Origin of the sequence: uncultured Psychrosphaera sp. (genome assembly GCF_947500655.1) — a bacterium.
GTDB lineage: Bacteria > Pseudomonadota > Gammaproteobacteria > Enterobacterales > Alteromonadaceae > Psychrosphaera.
On record NZ_CANMSK010000017.1, the window covers coordinates 32,071 to 48,642 of the forward strand.

At 34.9% G+C, this 16,572-nt stretch carries 11 protein-coding genes; 8 read left to right on the forward strand and 3 right to left on the reverse strand.

The window, feature by feature from the left end:
- Positions 1-89: 89 nt before the first annotated feature.
- A complete protein-coding gene (locus Q0940_RS13495) occupies positions 90-926 on the forward strand; it encodes a hypothetical protein (RefSeq protein ID WP_299269403.1) in 837 nt (278 codons plus the stop codon).
- 175 nt (positions 927-1,101) lie between these two features.
- Here Q0940_RS13495 and Q0940_RS13500 read toward each other — a convergent pair whose 3' ends face one another.
- From Q0940_RS13500 to Q0940_RS13510, 3 genes are all read right to left on the reverse strand, one after another.
- Entirely contained in the window at positions 1,102-3,090 is a 1,989-nt protein-coding gene (locus tag Q0940_RS13500) for an oleate hydratase (RefSeq protein ID WP_299269406.1), read from the reverse strand.
- A gap of 618 nt (positions 3,091-3,708) precedes the next feature.
- Positions 3,709-5,712 (reverse strand): cache domain-containing protein, encoded by a 2,004-nt coding sequence (locus Q0940_RS13505; RefSeq protein ID WP_299269409.1) that lies wholly within the window; start codon positions 5,710-5,712, stop codon positions 3,709-3,711.
- Positions 5,713-6,053: 341 nt separating this feature from the next.
- Positions 6,054-6,941, reverse strand: coding sequence for a chemotaxis protein (locus Q0940_RS13510; protein WP_299269412.1), 888 nt, complete (start codon positions 6,939-6,941; stop codon positions 6,054-6,056).
- 515 nt (positions 6,942-7,456) lie between these two features.
- On the opposite strand from Q0940_RS13510, the gene Q0940_RS13515 reads away from it, so the two are divergent.
- From Q0940_RS13515 to mraZ, 7 genes are all read left to right on the forward strand, one after another.
- The gene (locus Q0940_RS13515; protein ID WP_299269415.1) at positions 7,457-8,107 is read left to right on the forward strand and encodes a hypothetical protein; all 651 of its coding nucleotides are present in this window, start codon (positions 7,457-7,459) and stop codon (positions 8,105-8,107) included.
- Between the two features lie 804 nt (positions 8,108-8,911).
- Positions 8,912-9,199 (forward strand): type I toxin-antitoxin system antitoxin YafN, encoded by a 288-nt coding sequence (gene yafN / locus Q0940_RS13520; protein ID WP_299269418.1) that lies wholly within the window; start codon positions 8,912-8,914, stop codon positions 9,197-9,199.
- 698 nt (positions 9,200-9,897) lie between these two features.
- A complete protein-coding gene (locus tag Q0940_RS13525; RefSeq protein WP_299269421.1) occupies positions 9,898-10,155 on the forward strand; it encodes an AbrB/MazE/SpoVT family DNA-binding domain-containing protein in 258 nt (85 codons plus the stop codon).
- Positions 10,155-10,484 carry a type II toxin-antitoxin system PemK/MazF family toxin gene (locus Q0940_RS13530; protein ID WP_299269424.1) on the forward strand — a complete coding sequence of 110 codons (330 nt, stop codon included), beginning with the start codon at positions 10,155-10,157 and terminating at the stop codon, positions 10,482-10,484. Before Q0940_RS13525 ends, Q0940_RS13530 begins: the two co-directional genes overlap by 1 nt.
- 1,066 nt (positions 10,485-11,550) lie before the next feature.
- Positions 11,551-13,338 carry a hypothetical protein gene (locus Q0940_RS13535; protein ID WP_299269427.1) on the forward strand — a complete coding sequence of 596 codons (1,788 nt, stop codon included), beginning with the start codon at positions 11,551-11,553 and terminating at the stop codon, positions 13,336-13,338.
- Positions 13,335-15,440: a hypothetical protein gene (locus tag Q0940_RS13540; RefSeq protein ID WP_299269430.1), complete on the forward strand. Its 2,106-nt coding sequence runs from the start codon at positions 13,335-13,337 to the stop codon at positions 15,438-15,440. The genes Q0940_RS13535 and Q0940_RS13540 overlap by 4 nt, the downstream gene beginning before the upstream one ends.
- A gap of 602 nt (positions 15,441-16,042) precedes the next feature.
- The gene (gene mraZ / locus Q0940_RS13545; RefSeq protein WP_299269434.1) at positions 16,043-16,501 is read left to right on the forward strand and encodes a division/cell wall cluster transcriptional repressor MraZ; all 459 of its coding nucleotides are present in this window, start codon (positions 16,043-16,045) and stop codon (positions 16,499-16,501) included.
- The last annotated feature ends 71 nt before the right edge of the window (positions 16,502-16,572 follow it).

The window sequence follows — 16,572 nt, forward strand, 5'->3', positions numbered from 1 at the left end:
ATGACAAAACATGAGGGGCTAATAGCAATAAAATGGAAGGTCATTTGGGCTATTTTCTTTAATTAATTATCAATCTTTGAGTGACATTAATGCGTAAACAAATAAAACAAAACAACGGAAGTCAGTTTAATAAAAAGCAAACCAAAGTAATAAATTGGTTTGCATCAGTAACTTTGATGTTTAGTGTTTGCCTTGGAGCCTCCTTTTCCACTTTGGCACTGAACTCTGAAATAAAAAACAATACAGCACAGCAGGATCACACAGAGGTGTCTGAGCAACAGATACGAGAGTCGGCTCTGTATTCACAATTAACCTATGTTATTGAAAACTTGCCTAAAGCTGTGTTCGTTACTGTTAGGGAAGGGTGGAGCCATGATTACGGATTAACGGAAGGACCTGGGCTACTTAACACATTTGAATACCTGCGTTCTTTAGTGCCTTTTGAGTCATTACAAAATGATATGCCTATGAGTATTTTCCTGTCGGGGCCACATTATGATGATCAATTAGTATTAACCTCAAAATACACCTTTGGTCATTACAATCCAGAGTTCGTAAAGTATTTTGGTAGCGTAGTGTCAGAGCTATTAAGTAATAAGTCCTTTGTATCGGCGACTAAATCCAGGATGGAAAAGTATGGACTGTTGAATAACTTAGCTGGCCTACAAATCATCTATCGCATGATTGAAAAAGACCAAGCATCGTTTAATAAATTTAAATCTCAATACCAGCAAAAGCTGTTAGATGGTACTTGGCCAGAAGGTGGTTATAGTTTCAACTTACCAGCGGAATTAAATGAACAATATTATTGGAATTGGTCGGAAACACATTACTATTTTTGGGTAAGACGAGATATTGATGGTACAAAAGAATTATGGAGTCCAATTATTGATTCAATTATTTACGCTTACACAGGTAGAAAGTAAGTTAAATAATAGCTGTTTATAACTTTGTTTTTAGGGGCGATTTTATAAAAGATAGCTATAAAACATGACGAAAAACAGCCATAAAAGTCAGTTATAAAAAAGCCGCTTGCTAAAAAATTAGCCGCGGCTTTTTTGTATGTAAACGTTTATTTAAAAATCAGATAAACGCAGTTAGCTATTTGTCTTTACCTGAGAAGTTTTCTCTCAGTGAACTTACCCAAGCACCAAACTTATGCATTACAGTATTGCCTTTGCCCAGTAATTCGTTCATTTCCTCTTGAAAATGCCAATCTTTTTTACTTTCTGGCTCCGGCAGTGGAGGCAAAATATGAGCAAAGTAAGTTTTATCCAGTAAACGATGTAACAAACGTTCACCAAAGAAAGGCTTACCACTGTTAAGAGCTCTTGCCCCTTTTAACATGCTACGAATATCATACTGCCCTGGGTTTATATCCGGCACTTGTTTAGGAATATTCAATAGCTTGTATACACCAACACGTGCAGTTCTTATGGAGGTTTCCATAGTGAAAATGACATCGTTGCGAGTTTCCACAAACTGACCAACAAAGCCTAAGTTAGTGCAACCTTCTGGTACTGGTTTTGGTCTGTCGCCTGAAGCGCGAGTCATAAATTGTGAGGTAATGTACGGCATTAATGCAGTGCGTACTTTTGTATTGGCAACAACATCATCAAGTTGATCAACAATACCAAGGTGGAAACATAATTCTTCAAGGATCTCTTTGCCTGTACACTCAGCCATGGTTTTTTTAACTCGGTTGCCTTTTTTGTCCATCAATAAACCGTAAACCCAGATCACCAATATATCGTCTGGTTGTTCGGGATAATGAGGCTGACGATTACAAGTCACACTTAACAACCAGTTTGAATCGGTAACGGTAATAATGCCGCCTGTTGCTGTTCGGCCAGAATAAAGGTCGTTTACCGCTAGAGTTTGTAATTTATCAATAAGCGCTGAAGGTTTACATGTGAGCGTCGCTGACTCCCAAATAGACTTTTCAACATTGCCACAAAATTTATCAGGTTTACCAAATACAGGTGATTTTACCGCTAAGTTTTTCCATAAATCCCAACCGCTGTTTTTTCCTGGATCATCATTTTCGCAAGTAAGGACTGGCACTGTCTCCATATCACCATAAGCCGTTTGTTCTGTCATTGAGCCATTAAGAGCAAAGACTAAATCTTCTGGTGCCACTGCAACTTGTAATTCTTTACCGTCAACCACAGTGTTGATAGCAGTAACTGTTTTTTTATCGCCTGTGAAATTGATATCAAGGTCGTGTGCACAAGTATCAAACTGAAACGTAACGCCTTTGTCTTTTAAGTAGTTGATTACTGGCTTAATAAACGTGTCGTATTGATTATATTTTGGAAACAGCAAGGTAGACATATCGCCAAAACCGTCGATGGAGTCTAGGAAGCGATGCAAATACAGTTTAGTTTCTAACAAGCTATGGCAGTTTTTAAAGGCAAACATGGTACGGAATAAAAACCAAAAATTACTTTTTAAAAAACCTTCGCTGAAATAGTCTTCAATGCTGAGATTGTCTAAGGTTTCTTTGCGTTTGAGTATTAAGCGAACGACTTCCCACTGTTGAGACTTGCTTAGCCCAAAGTCTTGGTCATCTAGAATCTCACCGCTTGTCTTAATTAACCGTGCTTTAGAGTAATTTGGATCGTTGTCGTTAACCAGTCGATATTCGTCAAGTACAGAATAACCTTCAGGTAGTTCAAGGGCTGGAATGTCTTGGAACATATCCCAAAGGGTGTCGTAATTCCAATTCATTTCTCGGCCACCGCGAATTATGTAGCCGTTTTCTGGATCACCAGAGCCATCCATAGAGCCGCCAGCAATATCCATTTCTTCTAAAATAGTGATGTTTTTACCAGGCATATGGCCATCACGTATAAGATAAAATGCAGCGGCAAGCCCTCCAATTCCACCACCAATAATCCAAGCTTTGCGCTTTTCTACACCCGGAGTCGGTAACGGCTTATGACGAGAGTAAGGAGCAGTGTAATCTCTTGGTGGTAAGGTGTTCAATTTTTGGTGATGCCAAAAATCTTTGGAGGCATCAGGCTCATGTTCAAAACCATCTGCTGCAGTTGTTGGAATATCAAATTTGGAATTCATTTTTAAAGACATAACGCTTCCCTTTATTAACTCTAGTGTTGTACAAAATGTATAATTTTTTGCCTAAGTTAATAATGCGCCTAGCAATATGTAACTATATTGAACTAGATCAATGTTTTGCTTGTTATGTTATTTTTTTAAAATAGAAGAATAAGAGTGAAGGAAGTATTAAAACTTTTAAGCACAGAGTTAAGTGCAGAGCTAGGAATTAAGCTAATTGCAGAGCTAAGTTTAGTAATTACATCAGGAGTATTAATAAGGTACCTAGCAAGGAGTTATACCAATTGTCTTAATGAATTAGTTATTCAGCGAGAATTAAAAGGTTCATAGGTGAGGCATTGATTGAAGAGAATGGTTGTTCCCTTGTTGAAATCAATAAAGACAATATGCTCCTGCATTGTCACCTTACCCTACATCCTTGTAGGGCAACAAAGCATATGAAGCTTTTAAACTCGCCCTTTGGGAGCTTGTTAGAGGTGCGCCAAACTATTCATATGAGCAGCGCAAAATTTATTTGATGTACGACTGCATGGATGCAGGAGATAGAACGACTCAGAAGACAAAGCCGAGAATAACTATATCGACACAAATTTTGCTTATTCTCACACCTCTAACATAGCTCTGAACTAATCAATTCATTAATTCAATTGGTATTAATACCCAGGCGATAACTGTATTGTTATAACCATCATCACGTTTGTATTCGCGATAACCCGACGATTTTGCTCCGCCAATAAGGTAAGGACTATCATTTAAATGAGTAACCGTTGCAATAGTCCCTTCTTTGTCTAGTTCGGTCATATCTATTTGAGGAATAAAAACCTCGCCAATAGAATATTCGTCTGAAGAGCTTGCCAAGATAGTGCCTTGCTCTGTGGTAAATAGTGCCTTAGCACCTGATTTTATTTCACCATTTTCACGGGGCAAAATATCGATAAGGATGGCCTTAAATTCTACAGTTGAGTCAAATACAATACCTATGCCGCCAATAATATTATCCATTTGCGACATATCACGTATAGCTGCGTTATATATGTAGGTAGAAGCTCCTTGATAGCAGTCAAACTCTTTAAAAGGTGAGACGGTATATTGATATATATCGGTTAATTTGAAAACAGCCTCTGCACCAGAATTAGCTTCAATATTCTGACCTATTTGGTCATTGTATTGGTCGTCTGAGAACGCCACATAATGACCTTGTTTATCATAAACGTATAGTGTGTGGTAAACCGTATATAAAGAATGAATTGTAGCTAACGTTTGTTGGATTATTTCTTTGTCTGGACTTGTTGCTGATAAGGCTTTTCTTAAAATGCTACTTACCGCCCACCAACGGCAGTCATTGGCTCGTTCGTATAAATTTCTATCCATAATATCTACCGCTAAACTAGCTTGTAAACGTACGCTATTTAGTTGACTTGAAACTATGGTTGAGAATAAAGATTCAATGGAGTCAGAAAACACATTATTGATATCTTGGCCAATTTTCTTGATGGCTTCCAATACAGGCATAAATTCCACCGCATCTTTACGAGCCGCAGTGATAATACCGTTTAATACTATTAGTTGTAGATCGTCATTAATCGATATTGACTGACGGCGAATATCAAATAAATCTTCAGAAATAATACCTGTAAGATCAGATAGTTCTGTTGTGGCATCCGATGTATCGCTATCAGAATCATTGATTCTATCAATTGGCAATAAAGAACCTATATGCCAATTTTTTGGGCCTGCATAATCTTGATAGGCCTGACCTTTAGCACAGATCTCAATCATACTATTACTATTAACCGTGACTATTTTTGGCTCAGTGGCTAATGTTAGTTTTAATTGTTCATCTAATTTATTGTTGCTTGGCGCTCGTAATATTTCACCAGTACCATCGCAGAGAAAAAAATGGTCGACTTCATTTTTTAATAGTAGCCGATTAGTAATACCTTCTAATTCGTTATTAAAACGAAAACATAAAACAATAACGCCGACCACATTACCATTTTCAACAACCGCGTTGGCATACAAAAGGTGTGGTTGGGAATTTCCCATTAACTCAGTTTTACCAAAATACTCTACATATTCAGTAGGGTCTTTTATGGCTTGTTGGATCATCTCATCCGACATTACACCATTACGGGTAGGCTGGCTTAATTGAAAAACCAATTCACCGTTGGGTGCTAATAAAAGGGCATCACTATAGACAGAATAAATACTGATATAAGCACGTAAACGCTGCTCAATAAATTCCCTGTCAGTTTCAGTTTTATTGGTATTTATTAAGAATTGAGTAACATCATGGTCGGTGGCTAAAAAGCCAATATCGGCAGTTCGTTCAAACAAATTACGAATTAATACATCAATTGCCATTTGGCTACGAGAAACATTTTGTTGGATAACTTTGCGGGTATGTTCATTAACTAAACTTTCAATTAAACGGCCTTGCAATTTATTAAATTGACCTAGGGTGTCATCCATATCTTCTAAGATAGTAGAAGCAACTTGGTGACTATTTATTTTACCGATAAGGGCTATCTTTTCCCACCAAGTACTTAACGATCTCAAGCCATTTTCATGCTGATTAACACCCTTTATGACTCGTTTCATTGTATCTTGATGCTTAGATAGAAAAGTTTCCACAATATCAGTCCTTAAAAAAAAAAACTAAAATAGCAGAAATTGCGCCAACACAAGTGGAATTTCACTTGAATTAAATTCACTCTTATTTTGTAATATAAAACAAAGGACTAGCATATTAACTTTTATTAAAAATAATACTCTAAATATTCAATGGTCAGAAAATAAAGGTATATCAGAAGAGGACGTCAAAAAAGAGAGAAAGTTAGTGTCGCAATTTTAATAGGTAGAAACTCTAAATTTATCAACATCTTTATGGGACTTATTAAACCTCGGTACTTATACCGAGGTTAGTCATAACGTTTCTATTTGAGCAAATGTTTAAGCATGATTTAGTGCTAGTACTATTTTTGTTTTGCGCCTTTAAGCATGGCATTAACTAGCTCTTGAGCTTCAAATTTTGTTAATGCTTCATCGGCACCAACTTCATTTGCGCGAGCAAGGCTCATGTTACTAGAAAGAGAGCTGTGTAAAATAATATAAGTACCGGCAAGTTTTGCTAGATCTCGTACTTCAAAGGCAAGTTCGTAGCCATCTAATCCCGGCATTTCTATATCACTGACTAATATATCAATAGGATTACCTTTTTCTGCACAGTCCTTCATTACCGCTAACGCATCATTACCATTTTTACAGACCTTAAATGGTACATCTATATTGGTTAATGCAGTTTCTAACTGTTTACGAGCAACAGCAGAGTCATCCACTAATAGGATATTAGAGTTTTGTAATAAGCCTTTTTGTACGCCAGTAATTTCGACTGCATGATCACTGTCATCAGGAAATATTTGAGCAAGTAACAATTCAATGTCTAATAACTGAATAAGCGTATCTTCAAAGCGGGTAATACCAGTAATGTAAGTTCTAGTACCTAAGTCACTTGGTGGAGGTGCTATATCTTTCCAGTTACATTCTATAATACGTTCAATTTTTCTAACCAAAAAGCCAACTGTCATACGACTACAGTCAGTAATAAGAATGACAGCATCCTTTTTTTCTTCTTCAGTTATTGCCTTATATCCAACAGCAGCAGCCATATCAATAACGGCAATTGTTCTACCACGGAAATTAGCGGCGCCAAGGACATTATGATCCGATTTAGGAATTTGAGTCAGAGGCTGGTAAGGAACAATCTCTTCTATTTTTAATGTACCCAATGCAAAACTTTGAAGTTGAGTTAACTTAAAAAGTAATAAGCCTTGCGATTGGCTAGATGTCGACTGAGTATTCAAACCTTACCTACCTATTATGGAAAACTGTGAAATATATTACTGCAATTTATGACAACGAAAATAAAAGTGCTCATGAAAACAACAATAAAAGTAAATACTACAAGTACTTAACTGCCGATTTTCTATTTTCTGTAATAATAATTTTTTGTTGAGACATGAATAATACCTTAATCAGCCCGTACACAGTAACAAGTATTACAAACTAGTAGCTAATTGTAGGGTAATCCCTAAGAAAATGTTTACTAACTTTTATGCATGAATGTTAAAGTTAAAGATCAGATTTTACCTGGGCTAGGACAGTCGTGTTTTTATTTGTCAAAAGGTGAGGCTTAGCTTTTTCTTTACCACGTTTTTTATTCCCAAAGTGACAACTTAAAAACCCAAAAAAGCTGAAATTAGAGTGAAGTTAAATAGTAGAATTAGATTGAATGTTATATACATATAAACTAGCATTAACGCTATTTAAATCAATGATTTAGAGTGAGATTGTGGTTATGTTTGGTAAAACCATACAAATGTTTTTTTATATACTTCTTTATTTTGGCATTATCAGCCTAATAGGCGTTGCTTTAGTTAATAATCAAGCGCCTAGCTCAATAATAGTTACCTTTATTATCAGCGTGATCGTTTTATTTGTACCTATATTTATTGCTATTAGTAATAAGGTTTTTAGATGGAAAGCCGAGACGGGGACTCCAGTCAGTGTAGAAGAAATAGATAAAAGACTAAGTGAATTTACTGTTAATGATTTAACCTTCACTCATGATGCTAACAAAGGTGTTTATTTACTTAGCCCCTTTGAATATTCCTTAACTATGAGAAGTGAAGGTGACGTTGAAAGTAGAGCCGTTAAGTTTTATATCAAGCTTTGGCTAGATGACGTTAATAAAAAAGCTATTTTTAGTGATTATTTAATTGAAGCAAAAAAACAAAGGAGCTCAATCTTTTCAGCTTTGGGAATGGGGAAAGCAGGCCAACAAGAAGCGGACTCAATCTCCTCTTATTTTAGTATGGGGAAAACACGTCAAAAAGGAATGATCTCCTTAAGCACAAGTATCACATCATCAGATGGCGAATCTTTTAAATTCTCAACCGGTGCCATACATGAAGAGTTAATTAATCTTTTCACTAAAAATGGCTGGAGTGTTCAAGGGAAAGTGTTTTAACTTTATTTTTTATTTAAAAGATAATTAGCTTTATATATTAATATTTATCTAGTTATCTTTAATAGATATTTTCTGAACTATCAGGTTTCGCCCCTCGGCGGTCATCAAATAAACATCCCTGTATTGAGGACATCCCTTCATCCATGAAGTGGCAGGTTGTCAGTTCCCGACACAACCTAAGCGAGCACATCCATGCGGCCATCAATAATACATCCATGTATTGATGGCATCCCATCATCCATGATGTGGCAGGTTGTCAGTTCCCGACACAACCTAAGCGAGTACATCCATGTACTCGACAATACCTTTTTTCAACAGCCAAAAAGGCGCTGTATTCTTTTTTTTGTGTGATTACCGTGACATTGTATTTGGCTTAACTCTAAGGTTTCGCCCCTCGGCGACCATACCTTTTTTCAACAGCCAAAAAAGGTAGGCGAAAAAGCCCGCTTCCAAACAAAATCTAATACTTTATCAAATAGTTATTTTTGTTTACAAAAACGGACTGAAAAGTCGTCCCTGACAAACAGCCCTTTCTCAGCATCCATGCTTCGAATTTCATAAAAAATAATATTTAACAAAGTGATTTTGTGATGGAGAAATAAACCAAAAGCAGAACGAACCTGACGGTTCGTTTTTGAATTCAAAGGTGAGTGTCATTGTTATAAATCTTAATTTAACCCTGACCCGTTTTATCTATAAAGAGTTGGGTCTTATTGAGTGAGGTGTTCGCTTAATATAAAACAAACTTGCAATGTACAAAATTTAGTACATAATTAAGTGCGTTTTATATGTTTGAGGTGATGTATGGCAATTCAATCAATTTTGGCTGAAAAAACGGTTTCAATTTCTGAATTAAGAAAAAAACCAACAGACTATTTTATTAATGAACCTGTTGCTGTTTTATCAAATAATAAAACGGCAGGCTATATGGTCAGCGCTGACCTTTATGAGCAAATGGTTAAGATCATTGAGTCCAAATCACAAAGCTCTCAGTTTCGTCCATCAAATGCGCGATTAACATCAATTGCGTCTTTAGGTGCTGAACAATTACTTGCAGCTTCTGAACAAGAATTAGGTGATTTTGAAGAGTGATACGGCGGGGCTTAGGTTTATACTTTAAAAGATAATTCGCTTTATATATTAATATCTATGTAGTTATCTTTAATAGATATTTTTTGAACTATCAGGTTTCGCCCCTCGGCGGTCATCAAATAAACATCCCTGTATTGATGACATCCCTTCATCCATGAAGTGAAGTATACCTTTTTGCAACAGCCCAAAAAGGCGCAGGCTTGTGTTCTTTCTTTTCTAAAAGAATTATTTCTGTTGCACTGAGCGTATTGATAGATCTTATTTCGCCCCTCGGCAAGTTACCTTTTTGCAACAGCCCAAAAATGTAACCGAAAAAGGCCGCCCGTACCAAAATATCACTTTGTATTAAATAGTAACTTTTATCATCAAATACGGAAAAACTTTCGTCCCTGAAAACCTTTCCTCAATGGGCATCCATGCCCAACCGATTTGAGAAAAGTTATATTAAATACACATATTTTGAATCGGGAAGGAAAAGAAAAGATCAAAAGCAGAACGAACCTTACGGTTCGCTTTTGAATTCAAAGGTGAGTGTCATTGTTATAAATCTTAATTTAACCCTGACCCGTTTTATTTAAGCTGACTGCCTCCGTTATTCCCAAGTCTGCACTTAGTGAAAGTAAAATATTTTGAAAAGTTATACTTCTATAAAACACATGTTATACTTTTGTATAACATGTTTGAGAGGAGAAAGCGTTATGGCTTCTGTTGCAATTAGACAATCAGGTGGGGCTAATATTGTGAGCATTCCCAAAGCAATTGTTAATACATTGGGATTGCAGGTAGGTTCACAATTAGATTTATCTATAAAAAATGGTCAGATAATCTTAACTCCAGTTGAGGAAGAAGTGACTTTAGAGTCTTTGTTAGATGGTAGCCCTAAGGAATGCTTCAAAGTGACAGATGAAGATAAAGAGTGGTTAGAAATGCCAGCTGTAGGTAAGGAAGTGCTTTAATGTACGTGCCTGACAAAGGAGACATTGTTACTCTAAGTTTTGATCCAAGCACAGGTCGTGAAATTATGAAACGACGACCTGCTTTTGTGGTTTCCAGAAAGGTGTTTAATGAGCATACTGGTTTTGCAATTGTTGCACCAATCACCAGCACCAGCCGCAATATGAAACTGGAAGTCGTGCTACCTAATAATTTATCGACCCAAGGCGCAGTGTTAATACACCAAGTAAAGTCTTTAGATTTCTCAGAATGTGATATGGAGTTCTTAGAAAAAGCACCACAAACAATAACAGATGAAGTTACAAAGCTGTTAAAAGTCGTTATTTCCTAAGAAGTTATCCCAAGCTGAAACGGGTTGTTAGTTCCTGACACAACCTAAGTGCATAATCCATGCTGTGGCAGGTTGTCAGTTCCCGACACAACCTAAGCGAGCACATCCATGCGGCCATCAATAATACATCCATGTATTGATGGCATCCCATCATCCATGATGTGAACAATACCTTTTTGCAACAGCCCAAAAAGGCGCAGGCTTGTGTTCTTTCTTTTCTAAAAGAATTATTTCTGTTGCACTGAGCGTATTGATAGATCTTATTTCGCCCCTCGGCAAGTTACCTTTTTGCAACAGCCCAAAAAGGCGTGGGCTTAGTTTCTTCTTTAAAAGATAATTCGCTTTATATATTAATATCTATGTAGTTATCTTTAATAGATATTCTCTGAAGTATCAGGTTTCGCCCCTCGGCGAGTTACCTTTTTGCAACAGCCCAAAAACGTAACCTGCTCTTATTATGAAACAGAGCGCCGCTTCCAATCAATATTCTTATCCTTAATAAAACTGAGTTTAAGTATTAACTTTGATATCTGTATTTAAATTCACTATAGGTTTCGCCCCTCGGCGAGTGACCTTTTTGCAACAGCCCAAAAAGGCGCAGGCTTGTGTTCTTTCTTTTCTAAAAGAATTATTTCTGTTGCACTGAGCGTATTGATAGATATTATTTCGCCCCTCGGCGAGTGACCTTTTTGCAACAGCCCAAAAATGTAACCGAAAAAGGCCGCCCGTACCAAAATATCACTTTGTATTAAATAGTAACTTTTATCATCAAATACGGAAAAACTTTCGTCCCTGAAAACCTTTCCTCAATGGGCATCCATGCCCAACCGATTTGAGAAAAGTTATATTGAATACAGATATTTTGAATCGGGAAAGAAAAGCAAAGAGCAAAAGCAGAGCGAACCTTGCGGTTCGTTTTTGAATTCAAAGGTGAGTGTCATTGTTATAAATCTTAATTTAACCCTGACCCGTTTTATTACAATTCTTGTACAAAAATTGACTTATATGTTTGTGCAATTTAGAGTGGATGTTTACGGTATTCATATAGTGAAAGGGATTTAAAAGCATGACAACTGAAATGGATGAAGTCAAAAATTTACCTGACTTGAGTCATGACAACCAGTTAAAAGTAAACGATATCCAAATATATTTGGACTCACTAGATGAGATGATTCTCGCGAGGGATGAAAGAATATGTAATATAGCTTTAACTTCCTCTTTTGCTGGAGGAAAAAGTTCAATAATCAGTACCTACCTTAACACTCTTGGAGCAAGTCCATCTGTAAAAAATGACTCTAGATCTATTGATAACCAAAACAAATCAAGAAAAATTAAGTCGATAGAAATATCGCTTAAAACGTTGACAGATGTAACGAGTCAGAAGAAAGAAAAAAAACCATTAGTTGAAGGTTTAACTGGTGAGTACGAACATCTTGATAATTGTCATGATGTAGATGTACAAAAAATTGAAGCTGGAATACTGAAACAACTACTCTACCGTTTGGGGAGTAAAGAATCTCGAGTATTTCGTAACCGGACTATATTTGAATTAGACAAAATAAGTTTTGGTATGTGGCTAACTTTTATTTTGTGGTTTCTTTCATTTACGTTTGTTATTTTCAACCCAGATTTTACCCTCGGCTCTCTTCTCCAGCAATTAACACCACGAAATACATTTTGGTCTGGAGCTAAAATAGTTATAGCAACCTTTTTGTATTCAACTTTTGTTATAACGTCCGCTGTTTTAATAAAACCTCTAGTAAATTTAGTTAGACAATATCGGATATCTCACCTCGCGTTAGGTGCAATAGAAGCAGAGGTCAAACATAATGATTCATCACAAGGTGATCCAGATTTTGACAATCATTTAGAAGAAATTATTTATTACTTTAAAAAAAGCAAAGTAAATTTAGTTGTAATAGAGGACGTTGATAGATTCAAAACTCCCAGTATATTCTTGAAATTATCAGAGATTAATAAAATCATTAATGATGCTGCTGAAATTGGAAAGTCAGTAGGAGAAAACTCTTTACCTGTTAAGTTTATTTATGCAATTAAAGATGAACTGTTTACAAGTCAAGATTTAACTAAATTATTTGACGTCATAATTCCTATTGTTCCAATTATGTCTAAAGCTAACTCTTATTCCGTATTTGAAACACAGCTAAAATTATTGGATCTACATAACGACTTTGGAGAAAGATTTTTAAGGCAAATATCAGTTTATTTCACAAACCCTCGAGAGATTAAACAAATTGTAATGGAATACTACCATTATAAAAAAGTTGTCTTAAATGAGCCGTCTGATTCAAATAATCAATACGAATCGTTATTAGCACTAATGATTTATAAGGTTTTATATAGTGAAGACTTTGAAAGGTTAAATAATGGCAAAGGTTATATAGCTCAAATATTTAGACGTGCAGAAATAGAACGTACCAATATTATTAAAAATATTAACACTGATATTGAAATATTAGGTTCTGAGTTAGCTGCTGTACGAGGAATTGAACAACTTAGAAATTATGAAGATAGATTGAAGCAAGTATACATAGATGCAATACACGAATTAGACTTGAAATATAAAACAAAAATACTAAGTATAAATGGTGTAGATACATTTGATCTATCACTAAGTAAGATCAAAAATATGAATAAAGCAGCCTATTATGAAACAGCGTTTTACAACGAACCTCAAGGTGAGGTTATAAGAACTCCTGTCACTGGAGACGAATTTTTAAATCAATCTAAAGTCTTTTCAAATCAAATCGAGATGTTTAAATCTGATTTAGACCAACAAATACAAAAACAAAATGAAACAATTAAAGGTTTAGAAAATGATTTAAAAAAATGAGAAATGCAACAGTTAAAGAAATTTTACAGTTTGAAGGTATTAAAAATAAAATATATCAAACCTATAATCACTTTGAATGCACTGATGAATATAAGTTAAAAGAGGAACCAGAAGACACAAAAGCAAAGACACAAAAACAGATTGTATACATAAATCCTTTGATAGATTATTTATTAATAAATGGCTACTTAAATGAAAAGTTTGAAATGATCATAGGTAGGCAAGGTGATGGACTGTTAACCCGAACACAACAGGGCTTTGTAAAAGCTATAGCAAGTAACAAAGATACGGATCCTGAAACCAATATAGTGAATTCTTTAGACATAGATAATGTTTTGAAAGTATTTAATTATGAAAATATGCAGAGTAAGTCATTTGTAAATTATGGACTTTTAAAAGTCATTTGTTCTAAAGCAAGTTTGATAATCGAATATCAAGATTGCATTGATTCGATGGTGCGTGGAGCCCTTGAACGTAGTGATTATTCGGAACTATTAAAATGGGTAGAGTTTGTTGAATATAAAAAACACATTATTAATCAAATAACCAACCAAGCCCCCAATATTATTTCAACAATTTTAACTAGGCCAGATTTTGAAGGTTTTGATAAATATGATTTTTTCAGTGCAATACTTATTCATAAACAAATAAAAATAAAAGAAGACCAAAAAAATATAAGAGTTTTTCTAAGAAGGCAACCTCAAATAATTGATATAGAAAAGGAATGTAATAAGTCGATTTCTGAAGGCACTCTTAAAAATTCTGGACTATTGCCTACATTAGAAGCATTGAAGAACACATTAAAAGACTCAAAGTTTACAACATCGATTAATAATAAATTAACAGAGGTACAAATAAGTTTTTTTCTTAAGAATGATTTTGTAATGTTAAATATAGAATCGTTTAAAGTGTTAAATGGAATTAATGAAAATACACCTTTACCGTATTGTTTTTTCCACTCTCATAGTGACGAACTAAACATTTGGGATAACGAAGGTATAGATGAAGCGTATCAACGATTAATAAATAAGTTGTTTGATACGGAACTAAGTTTAGTTATAGAAGCTATTAAAGATAAGCAAATAATAATGGATGCTATTGTTGATTATATTCACTTATTCAAACTGCCAAAACTAACCCCTGAAAATATAGAAGATATTGTTACTAATCATACTTTTGAGTTGGATTATATTACATCCGATTTTTCTGACGATGTAACTAAGCGTTTACTGCAGGCTGGAAAATATAAGTACAGCAAAGAAAACATAGTTATAGCATGCCAAGAATATTCTGAAGAGTCCAAAGCATATATTTGTAATATGCCAATAAATATTGCTAAAAAATTAGATAATTTAAATTCTTATTTTGGAGAACTTGGTGATGAATCTTTATTTCATCACTTTGAAGAAATTGCACTAGAAAAAACAATTGATATTATTTTATTTAAGTTTCTACTAAATACATCTGGTTATACAATTTATGCAGGTGAAATAAATAAAAAATTAAGTGATGAGGAGTGTGAGTTTATTATTGAATCTGAATGTTTAGAATTAGATTCTGATAATTTTGAGTATGTTAATACTAACAACCCAGCAGCAATACAGTATTTTATGTCGAACTTTCGTGATGACCTCATTAGTGTTACATATATTCAAGAAATGGCATCTGAACAATTAATGGGCTTATTACATTATGACCTTAACGAAATAGAACTTATGACTGTCCTAGAATACGGAAAAGATGAGTTAATAAAAGAAGATGCGATAGCTTTATACAAAGTTCTTAGTAAGTTTGACTTCGAATACCCAATTCCGTATGAAGTTTTAATGGCTATACTAAAATCAAGTATAACTCAGGAAGAAAAACTAAAAATTTATATTACTAATGTTCAATATTTTGATACTACTGAGCTAAAAGAACTCCTAGCTGCAATAGGAAAGCCTTATACTCGTATTGCTAAGAGTAACTCTTATAACTACTTGGATGCCAGCCTTTTAAACGAAACACTGATAATTGAATTATATAATGAAAAGCATTTAATTCGAACAATTGATAAAACTAAAAAATTATCCAAATATCGCTTTGAATGGAAAAAAGGATAAAAGCGTAGGGGTAAATTAAACCAGATAAAAGCCCATCAGCGTTAGCTAATGGGCTTCTTTGCTTTTGATCTGTTTTTTAGCTCTTGATCTAACTCCCGATTTAAATATCTGTGTTAAATATAACTTTTCTCAAATCGGTAGGGCATGGATGCCCGATTGAGGAAAATGTTCATGGACGAATGTTTTTCCGTATTTGATGATTAAAGTTAGTATTTAATACAAATAGATATTTGGTTGCGGGCGGCTTTTTTCGGTTACATTTTTGAGCTGTTGCAAAAAGGTCACTCGCCGAGAGGCGAAACCTTAGAGTTCAAGAATATATAATGACAAAGTTAAGACACCGAGTTAGAGAGTTAACCCGCTCTGCTACTAAAAAATAAAAAAACACACTCTTATCCCACAAAACCCCACATTCACTCAACAACTATTTAAAACTCCTATTTAACAAGCTTAATAGATGAAATTCGAATATCTATGAAACTTGACAATGTTTACATTTGAAGCATAAACTGTTCTTTGGTGGGAAAAAGTGGGAGTATGTGTTACTTTCATCCCTAATTGAATATATAGACGTGGTTATTACCACATAAATGGAGTGAACAATGTTTCGCGGTGCAAATCCACTTTCTTTAGATAGTAAAGGGCGGTTGTCGATACCTACTCGACATCGTGACTCGTTGCTGTCTGAATCAGAAGGGAAAATGATTTGTACAGTCGATCTCCATCAACCATGTTTATTACTTTACCCATTAGTGGAATGGGAAGAGATTGAATATAAGCTACGTCAGCTTTCATCAATGAACCCTCATGAAAGAAGGGTTCAGCGTGTTTTACTTGGTAACGCACATGAAGTTGATATGGATAAAAGTGGTCGTATTTTATTACCAACGGCACTTAGACAACATGCTGGTTTAGATAAACCTATTATGTTGGTTGGCCAATTAAACAAATTTGAAATTTGGTCTGATAATAAGTGGCATCAGCAAATGTTGGACGATATTGAAACTGAACTTGAAGGCGACTTTGAGTTAACAGATAGTTTAAAAGACTTTTCGCTCTAATTTAGTTTTAACCTGATTGATAGATGATCAGATTAGTAGATAAACCGATTAAATAAATATACGGCAGGGTA

Excerpts from the sequence above, each read along its gene's own strand:
- Q0940_RS13495 (WP_299269403.1), top strand. The coding sequence starts at position 90 with ATGCGTAAACAAATAAAACAAAACAACGGAAGTCAGTTTAATAAAAAG.
- Q0940_RS13500 (WP_299269406.1), bottom strand. The coding sequence starts at position 3,090 with ATGTCTTTAAAAATGAATTCCAAATTTGATATTCCAACAACTGCAGCA.
- Q0940_RS13515 (WP_299269415.1), top strand. The coding sequence starts at position 7,457 with ATGTTTTTTTATATACTTCTTTATTTTGGCATTATCAGCCTAATAGGC.
- yafN (WP_299269418.1), top strand. The coding sequence starts at position 8,912 with ATGGCAATTCAATCAATTTTGGCTGAAAAAACGGTTTCAATTTCTGAA.
- Q0940_RS13525 (WP_299269421.1), top strand. The coding sequence starts at position 9,898 with ATGGCTTCTGTTGCAATTAGACAATCAGGTGGGGCTAATATTGTGAGC.
- Q0940_RS13530 (WP_299269424.1), top strand. The coding sequence starts at position 10,155 with ATGTACGTGCCTGACAAAGGAGACATTGTTACTCTAAGTTTTGATCCA.
- Q0940_RS13535 (WP_299269427.1), top strand. The coding sequence starts at position 11,551 with ATGACAACTGAAATGGATGAAGTCAAAAATTTACCTGACTTGAGTCAT.
- Q0940_RS13540 (WP_299269430.1), top strand. The coding sequence starts at position 13,335 with ATGAGAAATGCAACAGTTAAAGAAATTTTACAGTTTGAAGGTATTAAA.
- mraZ (WP_299269434.1), top strand. The coding sequence starts at position 16,043 with ATGTTTCGCGGTGCAAATCCACTTTCTTTAGATAGTAAAGGGCGGTTG.